The organism is Bradyrhizobium sp. USDA 4502, assembly GCF_054063355.1.
The window spans coordinates 6,112,138-6,126,323 of record NZ_JBSSGF010000001.1; the positions used below are offsets into that span (position 1 = coordinate 6,112,138).

At 61.6% G+C, this 14,186-nt stretch carries 9 protein-coding genes; all 9 read right to left on the reverse strand.

All coding sequences use genetic code 11. The features are described from left to right. The 9 genes from poxB to ACVW1B_RS28430 all read right to left on the reverse strand — a co-directional run bounded on the left by poxB (nt 1) and on the right by ACVW1B_RS28430 (nt 14,175). Nucleotides 1-1,722 (reverse strand): ubiquinone-dependent pyruvate dehydrogenase, encoded by a 1,722-nt coding sequence (gene poxB, locus ACVW1B_RS28390; protein WP_456822550.1) that lies wholly within the window; start codon nt 1,720-1,722, stop codon nt 1-3. Between the two features lie 78 nt (nt 1,723-1,800). Next, on the reverse strand, nt 1,801-2,175 hold the full coding sequence (locus ACVW1B_RS28395; protein ID WP_456822551.1) for a tautomerase family protein: 375 nt from the start codon (nt 2,173-2,175) through the stop codon (nt 1,801-1,803). Nucleotides 2,176-2,223: 48 nt separating this feature from the next. After that, nucleotides 2,224-3,024: an acetoacetate decarboxylase family protein gene (locus tag ACVW1B_RS28400; protein ID WP_456822552.1), complete on the reverse strand. Its 801-nt coding sequence runs from the start codon at nt 3,022-3,024 to the stop codon at nt 2,224-2,226. A 41-nt stretch (nt 3,025-3,065) separates the two neighbouring features. Beyond that, nucleotides 3,066-4,784 (reverse strand): thiamine pyrophosphate-dependent enzyme, encoded by a 1,719-nt coding sequence (locus ACVW1B_RS28405; protein WP_456822553.1) that lies wholly within the window; start codon nt 4,782-4,784, stop codon nt 3,066-3,068. A 131-nt stretch (nt 4,785-4,915) separates the two neighbouring features. Beyond that, entirely contained in the window at nt 4,916-5,515 is a 600-nt protein-coding gene (locus tag ACVW1B_RS28410) for a helix-turn-helix domain-containing protein (protein WP_456822554.1), read from the reverse strand. 146 nt (nt 5,516-5,661) lie between these two features. Continuing rightward, on the reverse strand, nt 5,662-6,051 hold the full coding sequence (locus tag ACVW1B_RS28415; protein ID WP_456822555.1) for a response regulator: 390 nt from the start codon (nt 6,049-6,051) through the stop codon (nt 5,662-5,664). A gap of 52 nt (nt 6,052-6,103) precedes the next feature. Further along, entirely contained in the window at nt 6,104-6,742 is a 639-nt protein-coding gene (locus tag ACVW1B_RS28420; RefSeq protein ID WP_456822556.1) for a response regulator transcription factor, read from the reverse strand. A gap of 1 nt (nt 6,743) precedes the next feature. Next, the gene (locus ACVW1B_RS28425; protein ID WP_456822557.1) at nt 6,744-8,285 is read right to left on the reverse strand and encodes a PAS domain-containing sensor histidine kinase; all 1,542 of its coding nucleotides are present in this window, start codon (nt 8,283-8,285) and stop codon (nt 6,744-6,746) included. Then, nucleotides 8,269-14,175 (reverse strand): ATP-binding sensor histidine kinase, encoded by a 5,907-nt coding sequence (locus ACVW1B_RS28430; protein ID WP_456822558.1) that lies wholly within the window; start codon nt 14,173-14,175, stop codon nt 8,269-8,271. Before ACVW1B_RS28430 ends, ACVW1B_RS28425 begins: the two co-directional genes overlap by 17 nt. Between the last annotated feature and the right edge of the window lie 11 nt (nt 14,176-14,186).

The following is a 14,186-nucleotide window of genomic DNA, read 5'->3' on the forward strand; positions in this document are numbered from 1 at the left end:
TCAGCGCGTCAGATTGACCTTCGCGAGATCGATGAGTTGGCTGGCCCGGCCGTCGAGCACCGCCTTCATCATGAACATTCCGAAGTGATAGGCCTGATCGATGGTTGTCTTGGGCGGCATCGCGAGCTCCTGCCGCGCGCTCACGACGTCGACCAGAGCCGGTCCGTTGTGAGCCAAAGCAGCGGAAATCGCGGCCGGCAGTTCCTGCGGCTTTTCAACCCGGATGCCCCGGATCCCGACGGCTTCCGCCATCAATGCGAAGTTCGGATTCTTGAGATCGCAGTAGGCGTCGAGGAAGCCGCTGGCCTTCATCTCCATTTCGACGAAGCCGAGCGTTCCGTTGTTGAGGAGGATGATCTTGATCGGTAAGCCGGCTTGCGACAGCGTGAAGAAATCGCCCATCATCATGCTGAACCCGCCATCTCCCGACATTGAGATAACCTGGCGCCTCGGGTAGGTCGCCTGCGCCCCGATCGCCTGCAGCATTCCGTTGGCCATCGACCCGTGATTGAACGAGCCGATGATGCGGCGCTTGCCGTTGACCTTCAGGTAGCGCGCGGTCCAGATGATCGGCGTTCCTACGTCACAGGTGAAGATCGCATCGTCGTCGGCCAATTCGCTGACGAGCCGCATGACATACTGCGGATGAATTGTCTTGCTGCCCGGGTCACTCTCGGCCAGGGCATCGAGGTCCTTCCGTGCCTTCGCGTAGTCGGCTCGGGCGTCGTCCAGATGGCTGCCGTCCAACTTTTCGCTGACCGCGGGCAGCACGGCATCCAGCGTATCCTTGACGGTTCCCAGAAGACCAAGGTGCAGGGAGCAGCGATTGCCGAGCGCTTCGGGCCGCACATCGATCTGAGCGATTTTGGCATGCTCCGGATAGAATGCTCGATACGGAAAGTCGGTCCCGAGCAGCAACAGCGCATCGCAGTTCTTCATCGCCGCATAGCCAGACGCAAAACCGACGAGCCCGGTCATGCCGACATCATAGGGATTGTCGTACTCGACGAACTCCTTGCCGCGGAAAGCATGCACGATCGGCGCCTTCAGCTTGCGGGCCAGCTCTACGATCTGCGCATGTGCGCCTGCACATCCGGCGCCGCAGAACAGAGTCACCCGGGAAGTCTCGTTCAGGAAGCTCGCCAGCTGTGCGATGTCGGCCGCGGTCGGCCGCAGGACCGGCGCTGTCGGCACGATCCATTCCGGCACGTCGGCGTCGATATTCATCAAGGCGACATCACCGGGAATGACGACGACAGCCACGCCGCGCTTGGCGATCGCAACGCGAATGGCGCGCTTGAGGATCTGAGGGAGCAGCTTCGGATTGGAGACGAGCTCGACATAATGACTGCAATCCTTGAACAGGCTTTCCGGATGCGTCGCCTGGAAGTAATCGATCCCGATCTCGCTGCTCGGAATATGGGCGGCGATCGCCAGCACCGGCGCGCCGTTGCGCTGGCAGTCGAACAAGCCGTTGATGAGATGCAGATTGCCGGGTCCGCAGCTGCCGGCGCAGACCGCAAGGTTGCCGGTGAGATGAGCTTCGGCCCCTGCCGCGAACGCCGCGGCTTCCTCGTGGCGCATGTGAATCCAGTCGATGGATTTCCGGCGGCGCAGAGAATCGGTGAAACCGTTCAGCGAATCTCCGACGACGCCATAGATGCGTTGGACACCCGCCTTGGTAAGGACTTCCGCCATATAGTCCGCCGCTGTTCTGCTCATGTTGAGATATCCTTGATCGTCGTTTCACTGTCATCATGGCCCGCCGGGTCGGAGCAGGCGCTCCGCACTCGGCAGGCGTCATTGCTCCGCGACATCGGGCATGACTTTTCTCATCTCCATCGCCTGACTGGCCGGCACTTCCTGAATGCCGAGAACGATCTGATCGTCAGGCGCGCCGGTTGTGTCCTGGACCATGCTCCAGATGCGCTTCAGCATTTCGCGCTTGTAGTCTGCTGACCGCCCGGTTCGAACCAGCAGCGTAAGGCCCACACACGAGGCGACCTCGCCGGCCGTGAAGCCGCTATCCGCGGCGTAGTCCAGAAAGACGATGTGAACCCAGTCCTTCGGGACGCCGGCGTATTCGGCGTGGAAAGCGGTCAGCTTGCCGGCCAGCTCCGCCTTGGCCTTGCCGGTTAGCGCGCCGGCCTGCGTCATGATGGTGTAGAGCGGCATCGCATTGCTCTCGCTGACCTTGATCTCACCCGACTAACGATGCTGCAGCTAGGCAGCGTTGTGCTTCAGGATGCGGAGATCGGTGACGGAGTAGGCCATGCCCAGGCGATAGCCGCGACCGACGCGAAGCGGAGCGATGCGATGCATCTCCTCGCCTTGCACTTCCGGGATGCGCAGTTCGGCCGACCCGGCCCACACATCCACGATGGCGAGATCGTCCGTGAGCGAGAGCGTCAGTTCATCAACCGCGGGTGTTTTCTGATGAGCCGCGACAAGTTGCGGAAAGTAGCGGCGCATCGTCGTCGGGCGATTGAAGACCGTTGTGGGATCGGCAATGCGCTCCTCGAGCTGGATTCGCGCGGTGGCCAGCCGTTCGCCGTGCGCTGTCACACTCGCGCCGAAGCGACTTCCCTTGGCGAGCGGTGCCGCGGCAGCGCTGGGCGCCGCGAAGGTTCGCGTCTGGAAGATGCTGCCGAGTTTCTTCGGATATCCTTGCGCCCAGCCGCGCGCGAACGCCGCATCGTTGTCCACGAAGATGTAGGGGCAGTAGTTGACCGGGGTCCCGTCGAACACGGCTTCGACCAGAACGAAGGCCTCGCGATACTGATAGCGCGCCGGATCGGTGAGCTCGTCATTGGAGCCGGTGAACTGCCAGTCGAGGAACCAGAAGAACGCGCGCCCACCGGATTTCTCGTCCAGCTTGAGACCGGGTGGAAGCACCGCCGCGATGGCGGCCGGATCGGTCCAGTATTCGATGGCGATGCAATCGCTGGAATAATGCCACGGCGGCAGGTTCACCAGGGCGGACGCACCGGTGGGACTTAGAGGGACTGAGAAACCCTTCAGCATAGTCATGTCTCCTTGTTTGTGACGTCACTCGCGCACCGCAATCAGCGCACGTTCTCCACCATCATCTCCCAGACATCGTGGCCTTTGCCTTCGAGCACGGCCCTCGCCGAATAGACCGCCATCCCGATCACGGCCTCCGGCGCCATCAATGGCGAAGGCGGCATGACCAGTTGCATCGGATTCACCTTCACGTGCAGCAGCGCGGGACCTGGCTGCGCGAGCCAGCTCGTGATGGCCTCGTCGAGATCGCCCGCCTTGCTGAGGCTGCGTCCCCAGAGTCCGATCGCCTTCGCGACTTCGCCGAAATCGGGGTTCTTGAGGTCGGTATAGATCGGTACAAAGCCCGAAGCCTTCTGCTCGATGTCGACAAAGCCGAGCTTGCCGTTGTCGTAGACGACGATCTTGATCGGCAGCTTCTCCTGCACGATGGTCAGGAGATCGCCGAGCAGCATCGCAAACCCGCCATCGCCCGCCAGGCAAACGACCTGCCTGCCAGGCTGGCACTTCTGCAAGCCGATCGCCGACGGCATTCCCGACGCCATCGTGCCATGCAGCAGGCTGGCGAAGGTTCGCCGCCTGCCACCGGTGTCGATGTGGCGTAGCATCCACACCGCCGCCGTACCGTCGTCAGCGGCGAACAGCGCGTCCTTGGCGGCGCGTTGATTAATGATTTTGGTCAAGTAAGTGCCGGAAATGGTCGAGTCGGGACTGGCCACGGTTTCCGACTGTGCCGACTGCCGCTCCTTTTCTTGACGCTTCACGTGCGACGCCAAGAAGGTTGCATCTCTGTGCTGCTCGAGACGCGGCAGCAGAGCCTCCAGGCTGGCCTTGATGTCGCCGACGACGCCAAAGGCTACGGGATGGCGGCGGCCGATATGCGTCGGATCGTGATCGATCTGAATGATCGTCGCCTTGTCCGGATAGAACTGGCTCCAGGCGAAGTCCGCGCCAAGCAACAGCAGGACGTCGCAGTCGAGGACCGCACGATAGCCGGCGGCCGCGCCGATAATGCCGGTCATCCCGACATTGTAGGGATTATCGTATTCGATGAAGTCCTTGCCCCGGGAGGTGTGGGCCACCGGCGACTTCAGCCGCGCGGCGGTGGCGACGACCTCGTCATGGGCCCCGGCGCAGCCAGCACCGGCGTAGATGGTGATGGCGCTGCTCTTGTTTAGGATCGCCGCGATCCCATCGAGGTCCGCATCACTCGGCCGAACCAGCGGCGGCCGATTGTGGACCACGTACGGCCGCTCTTCGTGCGCTGCTGCATTGGAGACATCCGCCGGGACCACCAACACGGCGACGCCACGCCTGGTCAACGCTGCCTGGCAGGCCGCAACCGTCTTGCGCCGGGCCTGCTCGGGCGTGATGATCATCTCGCAGAAGACAGTGCAGCCCTTGTAGACATCCGCGAAGTCGATCTCCTGGATAGCATCGAAGCCGATGTCTTCGCGCACCACCTGGGTCGCGATGAGAACGACCGGCGCGCGGTTGCGATTGGCCTCATAGAGCCCGTTGATGAAATGGAGGCTGCCGGGGCCGCAGCTGCCGGCACAGGCGGTGAGTTCGCCGGTGAACAGAGCTTCCGCGCTCGCTGCGAAGGCGCCCGCCTCCTCGTGGCGCATATGGACCCATTCGATCTCGCTGGCATCGATGGCGTGGGCAATGCGATTGACAGTATCGCCGATGATCCCGTAGCACCGCTTGACGCCGGCCGCCTGCAACGTCTCGACCAATACTTCGGCCACTCGCTTGCTCACGGCCCTCTCCTCATCTTGCTGAGTAACGGCTTCAATTGCGCCCCACATGGCCGCGACATGCGCTGTCCGGGTCGGCTGTTAGACAAGTTAGTGGCGGGCAGCAGCGGCGTATGCACCACGCTTGCCCTCATTTAGACCTCGCTTGCTCTGTCCTCGGTACTCGCAAGAGACGGGATTGACGCTTGCGAATCGCGAACTCGTCGATACATCGCCGGCGTCGTGCCCGTGGCCCGGCGGAACGCGCGGGTGAAGCTCGATTGTGAGGAGAATCGGTAGATGAAGGCCGTTTCCGCGATCGACGCACTACCCGCCTCGATCATCTGCTTCGCGCGGTTGAGACGCCTTTGAGTGAGGTAGCGATGCGGGGGCATCCCTGTTGCCGCGGAGAACGCGCGCGAAAAGTAAAAGATGCTGAGGCACGCGACGCCGGCTAGGTCAGCGACCGCGATGTCCTCGGTGAGATGCTGTTCGATGTAGTCGAGAACGCGCCCCAGTCGGCGACCATCGAGGGGGCGCCGTGACCGGCTCGGCGAGCTCGCCGCGTCAACGCAAGCTGCGCCGCCCACGCTTGAATTGCCAAGCACGATCGCAATGCTGGCCTTGGGGGCGACGGGATCGAACGTTCCATCGTCAAAGCTGGCGCCCAGATCAGCAAGTGAGGCCGACCATTGAGGCTGGACCGACGAATGCAATGTCCCATATTGCAGTGCGACTTTTGCCTTCGTTTGCATAGCCTTCCGCTCGCGACTTGATCTGGCAACGGATTCGCCCGACCAGGAGCGATATCGCGCCGTAAACTCTTCCAGCGATGCAACGGTAGGGGAGCGCGAAAGGCATGGTATATAGCGTTTATCTATTAGTGCGGCAGATCGACCCGTTATCGCGGGCTGCCAGTCGTTGTGCGCAATTCGGAGGCGATCGCAGCGAGCAATTCCTGTCTGTCGAACGGCTTTTCAAAGAGCTGGCGTCCGTCGCGTGACGCCTCGTACTCGACCGCCGCGAACTCGTGACGGCCGGTGATCAGTATGACCGGAAGATCGGGTTGCAGCCGCCGGATCATCTGTTGGAGCGCAAATCCGCTGACACCCTTCATGCCGATATCGGATATGACGCAATCGACATCGGCGAATCGCGTACCCAGGAATTGTTCCGCTGATGCGAACAGTCGAACGCCGTAGCCCGCCGACTCCAGCAAATCTTCAAGAGATTCAAGGAGCCGATGGTCATCATCAATGACAGCTATGACGGCCTTCACGGGCGGGGACACGCCGTTTGCCTTTCTGTTGCCGTGACATAGCGGTTCGGGAGTTCGACGGCCATCAGGGTTTTGTATTATGTACGTTCGCGGGCGCGATCTTGAGCCGCTCGGTCATCCGCACCAGGTCGGCGATCGAGCGGGCCTTCATTTTTTGCAAGATCCTGCTGCGATGGATTTGCAGCGTCACCTCACTGATGCCCAATTCCGCAGCCGCCTGTTTGTTCAATAACCCGCTGACGACGAGCGGCAGGACATCACGCTCGCGTGGCGTCAGCGTGGCGTAGTATTCGTCAAGCAAGGCCCGCTCGGCTCGATGGCGTCGCGCTTCACGATCGCGGTCCAGGGCCGCATTGACGGCCTGCAAGAGCTGAGCTTCGTCCACCGGTTTCGTAAGAAAGTCGATTGCTCCGGCCTTCATTGCCTTGACCGACAAGGGAACATCTCCATGACCGCTAATGAACACGATCGGAGGGTGCTGCGTCGGCGCGAGTGCGGTCTGCAGCGCAAGTCCGTCGATATCTGGTAGCAACACATCCAGCACCAGGCAGCTTGGTACATTTGGGCTGACAAACCGAAGGTATTCGGCCGCGGATCCGAACGCGACCCAGGCGAGATTGCGAGAGTCAAACAAGTCGGAAAGCGACTCCCGGACCCTGAAATCATCGTCCACAATGACGATCAACTCAGCTTCTCGTTTCATCTCAAGATTCCCCTAATGGCAGGGAGAGCGAGAATACTGTTCCGCACGGCTGGTTATCGCGGGCGCTAAGTGCGCCATCGTGAGCCTGGACGATGGAACGGCTGATTGTAAGGCCGATCCCGAGACCTTCCCGCTTGGTGCTGAAAAACGGCTCGAATATTCGGTCCGGGTGAGCCAATCCGGTACCGTGGTCGCAGACTTCTACGACGATGCAGCCGTCCACGTGCTGCGATCGAACGACCATTCGCTTGACCAACACCCCCTCCATCGCCTCGGCGCCGTTGCGAATGAGATTGATGAGGACCTGCTGAATCTGGATCCGGTCGGCAAGGATGGGAGGCAGGGCCTGCGTTAACTCCAACTCTATCGTAATGCCCTTGCGAATGAATTCATGCTGAGCAAGACGCCAAACCTCCTCGATCACCTCATTGATATCCAAAGGAACTTTCGTCGACGAAGTTTGCTTGAAGAGCGCGCGAATACGCCGGATGATGTCCGCTGCTGCATTGCCGTCCCTGATGATACGTTCGATAGCCGCCAGCGCGCGCGGAAGATTGGGGATGTCGTCGGACAACCAGGATCGGCACGTCTGCGCGCTCGCAACAATCCCTGCCAACGGTTGGTTGACCTCGTGAGCAATAGAAGCCGATAGCTCAGAGACCATCGCCGCCTGAGAAGCGCGGGCCAGGCGGGCTTGCGTCGCTCTCAGCTCATGCTCCGCATTCTTGGCTTCCTCGATATCAACAGTCAGACCATACCATTGGACAATCCGCCGTTCCTTGTCACGAAGTGGTTCTCCCCGTGCGTGGTGCCAGCGATACTGACCATCCGCTCGACGCAGGCGATGCACGACGTCGTAGGACCCACCGGTCTCGATCGCGTGAAAGAATGCCTTGGCCGTCGCCGGAAAATCGTCAGGGTGAATGAATGCTTCCCAGCCAACGTTCAAAAAGTTCTCAAGCACCATGCCGCTGTAGTCGAGCACCTTTTGATTGAGATGGGTCGGCTCACCGTCCGGCGCGGCCGACCATAACATCGACGGCACGGTATCGATGATCTCGCGGAGCTTGAACTCGCTCTCCCGCAATGCCTGCTCCGCGAGCTTGAGTTCTTCAATATCCAGATTCACTCCGACCCAGCCCAGCAGAGTTCCGTCGTCAGCTCGGTGTGGTTCAGCACGACTGAGGAACCAGCGGTAGTCGCCCTTAGCATTTCGCACGCGAAAACTGACCTCACCCGCCCCGCCAGTGCGCAAACAGGTCGACCAGACCTTGCGCGTTTCCTCGTGATCGTCCGGGTGCAGAAGCGGGATATGGGAGTCCCAGCGCGCGCCCGTATTGATGCCGAAGCGCAGCGGATGATCGTTCGCAAGACCGAGGTAGTCCGCAATCCGTCTGTTCACGTAGGTAAGCCCGCCAGACGACGACGCGTACCAGGTATAGGCCGGAATGACATCCAGCGTGCTTTGCAGCTGCGCCCGATCGGCGAGCGCTCTCGCGCCCCTGTCATTGTTTGAATCTGCTCTGCTAGATTCGTTCGTCATGCTCGACTTCCGACCAGAGCGGTAGCGTGAACCAGAATACCGCTCCTTGCGGCCGGTTGTCACGCACGCCGAGCGCGCCGCCATGAGCTTGAACGATCGATCGACTGATCGTGAGGCCCACACCAAGACCATTCTGCTTCGTACTGTAGAACGGATCAAATGCCCTGTCCGGGTGTGCCAATCCCGGGCCGACGTCGTAGACCTCGACGACGATGCGCCCATCCCGGCAATATGAACGCACGACCAGCCGCTTCCCTTGGCTGCCGGCCTCTTCCATCGCCTCCGCGCCGTTGCGAATGAGGTTCATCAATGCCTGTTGAATTTGAATCCGGTCCGCCGGTACGGGAGGCAGGACTTCCGCGAGGTGCAGCTCCAGCGAGACCCCCCTGCGATTGAGGTCGTCGCGCGCCAGGCGGCTGACCTCATCGATCACTTCGTTAATGTGCAGAGGGCTCTTCGTTGGCGCGGTCTGCTTAAAGAGGGCGCGGATGTTCCGTATGATGTCCGCCGCCGCGTTACTGTCCCGGACAATCCTGTCGATCGCGGCCCGAGCCCGCGGAAGGTTGGGGCTCTCGCCGGCGAGCCAGGTCCGGCAGGTCTGCGCGCTCGCGACAATCCCGGTCAGCGGCTGGTTGATTTCGTGGGCGATCGATGCCGAGAGTTCGGCGACGGTCGCGGCCTGTGAAGCGCGTGCGAGCTTGGCCTGCGTGTCCCGCAGTTCCTTCTCCGCATCCAGCAACGAAGCTTCTGCCTGCTGCGCGCGCATGATCGCCGTAACATCCGTGCCCGTGCCGCGATAACCGCGGAATTCCCCATCGATGCCGAACACCGGTTTGCCGCTGGCCTTTACATACATCGGATAGCCGCCGCCGTCGGTGGAGCAATAGACAAAATCAACGAATGACCTGCGTTCGTCGAGGGTAAGCCAGACAGCCCGCCACTTTTCCGGCTCGGCCTCGAGGTCGAGTGCGTGGTCCCAGCAAAGCGAGCCGATCCGATCCGCCGGATTCGACCGAAACGCGTTCTCGGTCAACAACGTGAACCGGTAGTCCGGACCGGTTTCCCACAGCCAGTCGGAGGCCCCGGCGGCATAGTCACTGAACTTCGCTTCGCTCTCCCGCAACGCCTCCTCGGCGCGCTTGCGCTCCGTCAGATCGAGCACGAAGGCGACGCCTTGACTACCGTCCGCATCGAATGTCGCCCCGCCGACCAGGACGGGCACGCGGCTGCCGTCCTTACGCACATACTCCTTTTCGGACGGCTCAAACCTGCCGCTCAGTTTTTGCCGCTCAATCCTCGCGCTGTTCCAGTCGCGCCAATCGACCGGCGTGAGGTCCGTCCACTTGATACGGCCTTTCGTGAGGTCATCGCGATCGTAATCCACCATCCGAAGAAACGCGTCATTTGCCTCGAGGATGCGACCGTCAAAATCCCAGATGAAGATTCCGATGATGTTGGAATCAACCAGACGACGAATTTTCGTCTCACGCTCGGCGACGTCGCGATAAAGATGGGCATTCTCGAGCGCGATCGCCGCCTGCGAGGCGAGCAGTTTCAGCACCATGACGCGAGCGGGCGCGAAGACCCCAGGCGCCAGGCCGTTTTCGAGGTACAGCGCACCGATGAGCTTGGCCTGATTGAGCAACGGCAGGCAAAGAATGGATCGGGCCAGGCGCTGCCGGACATAGGGATCCTCGCTGAACGGCGACTGCGACGGGGCATCGTCCAGAATCACGATCTCGCCGGTGCGCAGCACGTAGTTCACCACCGACTGAGGCAACGCGCGCTCGGTCAAGGCGTCGTCGACCAGACGTACGGTGACCCTGTCGTGATCGGTCGTGGCTTCCGCTTCAATCCGCGGTTCTTGCGCATGTGGCACGATCAGCAGCGCGCGCTCGGCGCCGGCCTGCATCATGGCGGTGTGCATCAGCGTGTCGATCAGCTTTTCGAGTACGATCTCACTCGAAATGGCTTGCGATACCTTGATCACCGTTGCGAGATCGAGGTACTCGACCGGCGTGCCAATGGTGCCTGTCGGGCCGATGAGCCGCTCGTCTTGTCTCAGGTTCGGATACGTCTCGTCGAGTTGGCGGACCTTCCCAACCGCTCCCCAGCGCAGATAGCCATGGCGAGCGCTCCGCAGATACAGATCTGCGATCTGGTTGAACTCGCGCGCCGCGTAGAAGCGGGCGGCCAGTTCGTAGGCAAGCGCCTCATTGTGTACAAAGCCGTTTGCACCTGCCGAGCGGATGGCCTGTTCGTAAAGATGTTCGGCGTCGAGCACGCGGCCTTCGATGCGGGCAATCTCCGCTCCTACCAGCGCAACGCGGCTCTCGAAATTCGCCGGACAGTTGGCCGCCCAGGACTTGAGCTGGGCATGGTGTCTCGCGAGCGCTTCCTGCTGTCTTACGTACGGATCGGGGCCCGCGGGCTCGCAATATGCGGCACGCGAGAGCGCCGCATAGAAATGGTAATCGGCGCTTTCCAGCACAAAGATCGATACCGACGCTGACGTTGAGAACCACTTTTCGGCGTTCCTGGCAGCCTCGACGGCTCCCGGATGGTCGCCCGCGAAGAAGCGCGCCTGCAGCTTTCGGATCCAGTAGAAGCATTCCGGCAAGGCACGGGTCGCTTGATCGGTCAGGCGCTCCTCGAATGCCTGCTCCGTGAATCCGCCGGTATCGAGCGAACCAAATCGTTCTGCCTTGCCGCGGAGCGTTCGAACGAGCGCCAGCGGCGCCGAAATACGATCGGCGATGGAGCCGAACTTGATCGTGCGCGCAAACTCCAAGCCGTGCTCGGCCTCGCCCTCGACCTGATCGAGCGGATCACCGGAGGTGAGAAATGTCGAAATGAGACTGCTGCAAGCATAGGCACCGCTGGACGGATCTGCCTGCTCGGTCGCCAGCTGAAAGGCACGGCGCGCCGGACCGATCCTTTCGCGGACGGGACGAGTATAAGGGACGGTGAGTGCGAAATTCGAATAGGTCTTTCCTCCGAAGCGCGTCAATCCGCTACGCTCGGTCAAGTCGCACCCGATCTTGCCGAATCGGTAGCCGGCCTCGTAGTCCCCGAAGCGATCGCCGGCTTGCCAACCGACGGCGGAGAAATGGGCCGGCGCGGCATCGCTGTTGCCGCGTTCCACACTGAGATTTACCGCCCTGCAGGTGATGAGCGCGAACAGATTGAGGTCCGTGTACATCGCCGGCGTGGCAAGAATGGTCAGCAAGTCGAGCGTCGCAAGCGACTCCGGATCGTGCATCAGCGGCAGCTCGACGAGCTCCTCGATGGCGCGACCTCCTAGTGCGGACCAGATCCGCTCGTACTCACGGTGCGCGTCGGCCTCGGTGGGATCGGCCGGCCAATTGATACCCACGGACTGGAGGAACTCCAGTCCCACCGCGACGGCCCGGTCGATCACCCCGAGCATTGTGTAGAGGTCCACCCGCCGGCTTGCGACAGCCGCCCGTTGGACGGTGTCCACGGCGCGCGCTGCAAGAGCGGCCAGACGCTGCTCCGCCGACGACAGCTCGCCCGTCCAGAGCTCGCAATCGGTCTGGGATAGCTCCAGCGCGAAGGCCAGGGCCTGCCGACGGCTCCACGCATCCTCGGGCAGCAGCATCGCGCCTGCACTGAGATAAGCCAAGGCGGAGACGTAGGCGGACGACGCCTTCGCGCGCTTGCCGGCGATCAGGTTCAATTCCGCGAGCTGCTCGCGGTCCTCGTGCGATGTGATGAGAGACGAACCGCGGTTGAGCTGGTTGACGATCTCGAAGATTGCTTCCTCCTGCTCGTCAGATGGGATGCCCTCTGCAAGCAGCCTGCCGATCCTGAGATGGGCCGCCCTGCGCGCATCCGGCGGGATCAACGAGTACGCCGCTTCCTGGATGCGATCGTGGAGGAATGTGTAGGCCTGTTCCGAGTGGAATATCAGACCCGCGCGAACCGCATCGCCAAGCGCGTGATGCATTTTGTCGTTGGATTGCTGGGAAACCATCTGGAGCCGATCGACGTCGGCGCTGTTGCCTATGCACGCAAGCAGCTGCAGGGCCTGCTGCGTCTCAACCGGCAGGCGGCTCAACTTGCCGATCATGAGGTCCACGACATTATCGCTATAGCGCTTGGCGTGAATCCGACCGATATCCCACGACCATCGCCCTTCCCCGTCGAAGACGAGCAAGCTCTCCTCGACCAATACGGAGATCAGTTGATTGGCAAAGAACGGATTTCCCCCGGTCTTGTCATGAATCAGCTGCGCCAGCGCCATGGCGCGTTCGGTGTCGCAGTGAAGGGCATCGCTGATCAGCTGTCCGAGGTCGCCACGGGTAAGTGGCCCAAGGATGATCTTGTGTACGACCGCGTCGATCGCTTCGAGCTTCCGGATCAGAGGATGGCCGGAGCCAACCTCGTTGTCGCGGTAAGCCCCGATCAACATTAGGTGCTGGACGTCACGCTGGGTCAACAGATCCTCCAGCAAGTCCAACGTTGCCGAATCGATCCACTGCAGGTCGTCGAGGAACAGCACAAGCGGATGCTCTGGCCGCGCGAAGACGGAGAGAAATCGCCGAAACACCAGCTGAAAACGCCGTTGCGCGTCGTGGGGCGGGAGCTCAACGACGGGTGGTTGACTACCAACGATCAGCTTCAGTTCCGGAACCAAGTCCAGGACGAGCTGCCCGTTCGGGCCCAATGCATCGCGCAGCGACGCGCGCCATTTATCCAGCTCCGGCTCGCTCTTCCCGAGCACTGATCGGGTCAAGCCTTGAAAGGCCTGAGCCAGCGTCGAATAGGGGATATCGCGCTTGTATTGATCGAACTTGCCCGATGCGAAAAGCCCGCGCGGCGACACTAGAACACTGTGCAGTTCATTGACGACCGAGGATTTCCCGACTCCGGAATATCCGGAGACCAGCACCAGTTCCGGCGCGCCGGTCTTCACGACCCGACCGAACGACGACAGCAGTATCTCGATCTCGCGGGCTCGTCCGTAGAGCTTCTCCGGCATCTGCAGCCGGTCGGGAATATCCCGCTCGCCGAGCGGGAATGAATCAAGCCTGCCTTGCGCGCCAGCGAGACAGTACCGAAGATCATGCTCGAGCCCCGCCGCGGTCTGATAACGATCCTCAGGCGCCTTGGCGAGCAGCCTCATGATGATCGCAGAGACCGGCGCAGGCACATTGTTCAGTCGCGCGCCCGGAGGCACGGGATTCTTCGCGACATGGCAGTGAACCCACTCCATCGGGTCAGATGCGGAGAAAGGCAGCGCCCCGGTGAGCATTCTGTACAGCGTGATCCCGAGCGCATACAGGTCGCTACGGGAATCGATCGAGCGATTCATCCGCCCGGTCTGTTCGGGCGCCATGTAGGCGAGCGTCCCGGCAATCGTTTCCGGCGGCTGTCGTTCGCGCGGGAGGCGGGAGGCAAGTCCGAATCCGGTGAACCTGACATCTCCAGTCGCGCGGTTCACGATGATATTCGCAGGCTTGATGTCCTTGTGGACGAGCCCACGCTGATGGAGCTTGCCCAATGCCAGCGTGATCCGGGCAGCCAAATGCAGGAAGCTTTCGATTTCCATCGGTGCGTCCAGCAGGCAGTCAAGAGGTTCACCGCCGGAATCCTCGATCATGAGCCCGGTCCGGCTGCCGTCGCGGATGAGTCCAAGCGGGCGCACCGACCACGCGGGATCCAGTTCGTCCCTCAGTCGGAATTCGTGGGTGAACCGCTCGAGGGCGGCAGCGGTCGGATACTCCGCGGCTGGCAGGACGATCAGCACGTTCCCGCGACCTGAATTGCCGCGCTGAACTCCCCTGTAGAAGATGCGTTCACCGTCTTCCCACAGGACCTCGAGGTTTGAATGATCGATAGAGCCGGGTGCCGTGGGAGAATTCAACTGCCGCACTC

Excerpts from the sequence above, each read along its gene's own strand:
- poxB (WP_456822550.1), bottom strand. The coding sequence starts at position 1,722 with ATGAGCAGAACAGCGGCGGACTATATGGCGGAAGTCCTTACCAAGGCG.
- ACVW1B_RS28395 (WP_456822551.1), bottom strand. The coding sequence starts at position 2,175 with ATGCCGCTCTACACCATCATGACGCAGGCCGGCGCGCTAACCGGCAAG.
- ACVW1B_RS28400 (WP_456822552.1), bottom strand. The coding sequence starts at position 3,024 with ATGCTGAAGGGTTTCTCAGTCCCTCTAAGTCCCACCGGTGCGTCCGCC.
- ACVW1B_RS28410 (WP_456822554.1), bottom strand. The coding sequence starts at position 5,515 with ATGCAAACGAAGGCAAAAGTCGCACTGCAATATGGGACATTGCATTCG.
- ACVW1B_RS28420 (WP_456822556.1), bottom strand. The coding sequence starts at position 6,742 with ATGAAACGAGAAGCTGAGTTGATCGTCATTGTGGACGATGATTTCAGG.
- ACVW1B_RS28425 (WP_456822557.1), bottom strand. The coding sequence starts at position 8,285 with ATGACGAACGAATCTAGCAGAGCAGATTCAAACAATGACAGGGGCGCG.